Source organism: Streptomyces sp. NPDC007164 (genome assembly GCF_040634135.1).
GTDB classification, from domain to species: Bacteria; Actinomycetota; Actinomycetes; order Streptomycetales; family Streptomycetaceae; genus Streptomyces; species Streptomyces sanglieri.
Window position 1 is genome coordinate 1 of record NZ_JBEYFB010000136.1, and the last position, 1,973, is coordinate 1,973.

Consider the following 1,973-nt stretch of genomic DNA (forward strand, 5'->3'; position numbering starts at 1 on the left):
GGTGATCGGAAACGGTCCGGGGCCGTGCGGTGCGTGTGCACCACTCGGCCCCGGACCGTGGGGAAGGAGAAGGGGGTTGCGGGTCAGCCCTTGCGGGACTTGACCTCGTCGGTGAGCTGGGGAACGACCTGGAAGAGGTCACCGACGACGCCGTAGTCGACGAGGTCGAAGATCGGGGCCTCGGCGTCCTTGTTGATCGCGACGATCGTCTTCGAGGTCTGCATCCCGGCCCGGTGCTGGATCGCGCCCGAGATCCCCGACGCGATGTACAGCTGCGGAGAGACGGACTTGCCGGTCTGGCCGACCTGGCTGGAGTGCGGGTACCAGCCCGCGTCCACCGCCGCGCGCGACGCACCGACCGCCGCGCCGAGCGAGTCCGCGAGCGCCTCGATCAGCGCGAAGTTCTCCGCACCGTTGACCCCGCGGCCGCCCGAGACCACGATCGCGGCCTCGGTCAGCTCCGGACGGCCCGTCGACTCACGCGGCGTCCGCGCGGTGACCCTCGTGCCCGTGGCCTGCGCCGAGAACGCCACCGGCAGGACCTCGACCGCACCCGCGGCCTCCGCCGCCTCGACCGGCGCCGAGTTCGGCTTCACCGTGATCACCGGCGTGCCCCGCGACACCCGCGACCTCGTCGTGAACGACGCCGCGAACACGGCCTGCGTGGCCACCGGACCCTGCTCACCGGCCTCCAGATCCACCGCATCGGTGATCAGACCCGAACCGATCCGCACCGCGAGCCGCGCCGCGATCTCCTTGCCCTCCGCCGACGACGGCACCAGCACCGCCACCGGCGACACCGCCTCGTACGCCGCCTGCAACGCATCCACCTTCGGCACCACCAGGTAGTCGCCGAACTCGGCCGCCTCCGCCGTCAGCACCCGCACCGCACCGTGCCCGGCCAGCACCCCGGCCGTACCGGAAGCACCGGCACCCACCGCGAGCGCCACCGGCTCACCCAGCCGACGCGCCAGCGTCAGCAACTCCAGCGTGGGCTTACGAACCGCACCATCCACGTGATCGACAAAAACCAGAACTTCAGCCATGGGACTTCAATCTCCTGCGAGTAACGAAGAAACAAGGGGCAAACGGAACTACGACACGCACCCGAACCGGACCGGAACACGAACCGCAGCCGGGACCAGAACCGGACCGGGGCCAGGTCAGGCCAGGTCAGATGAACTTCTGGCCCGCCAGGAACTCCGCCAGCCGGCGGCCGCCCTCACCCTCGTCCTTCACGATCGTGCCCGCCGTCCGCGCCGGACGCTGCGCAGCGGAATCCACCACACTCCACGCACCCTCCAGACCGACCTCGTCCGCCTCGATCCCCAGATCATCCAGATCCCACGACTGAACCGGCTTCTTCTTCGCCGCCATGATCCCCTTGAACGACGGATACCGCGCCTCACCCGACTGGTCCGTCACCGACACCACCGCCGGCAACGAAGCCTCCAGCTGCTCCGAGGCACTGTCACCGTCACGACGCCCCCGCACCACCCCGTCCCCGACCGACACCTCGGACAGCAACGTCACCTGCGGCACACCCAGACGCTCCGCCAGCAACGCCGGAACCACCCCCATCGACCCGTCCGTCGACGCCATCCCCGAGACCACCAGGTCATACCCGGCCTTCTCCACAGCCCTCGCCAGCACCAGCGACGTACCCATCACATCACTGCCGTGCAGACCGTCGTCCTCGACGTGAACCGCCTTGTCCGCACCCATCGACAACGCCTTGCGCAACGCGTCCTTGGCATCCTCCGGACCCACCGTCAACACGGTGACCTCCGCATCGTCCGCACCGTCCGCGATCTGCAACGCCTGCTCCACCGCATACTCGTCGAGCTCCGACAGCAGACCGTCCACATCCTCACGGTCCACCGTCAGATCATCGGCGAAATGCCGGTCACCCGTGGCGTCGGGCACGTACTTCACACAGACAACGATCCTCAAGCTCACGCCGGCTCTCCTAC

The 1,973-nt window shown here is 68.8% G+C and carries 2 protein-coding genes; both read right to left on the bottom strand.

From position 1 onward, the window contains the following. Positions 1 to 83: 83 nt before the first annotated feature. Positions 84 to 1,046, bottom strand: a complete 963-nt coding sequence (locus tag ABZ622_RS41975; protein WP_360552596.1) for an electron transfer flavoprotein subunit alpha/FixB family protein — start codon at positions 1,044 to 1,046, stop codon at positions 84 to 86. Between the two features lie 127 nt (positions 1,047 to 1,173). Beyond that, positions 1,174 to 1,959 carry an electron transfer flavoprotein subunit beta/FixA family protein gene (locus ABZ622_RS41980; RefSeq protein WP_360552598.1) on the bottom strand — a complete coding sequence of 262 codons (786 nt, stop codon included), beginning with the start codon at positions 1,957 to 1,959 and terminating at the stop codon, positions 1,174 to 1,176. Between the last annotated feature and the right edge of the window lie 14 nt (positions 1,960 to 1,973).

Bases quoted from the DNA above. Each gene is read 5' to 3' on its own strand.
- ABZ622_RS41975 (WP_360552596.1), bottom strand. From the start codon at position 1,046: ATGGCTGAAGTTCTGGTTTTTGTCGATCACGTGGATGGTGCGGTTCGT.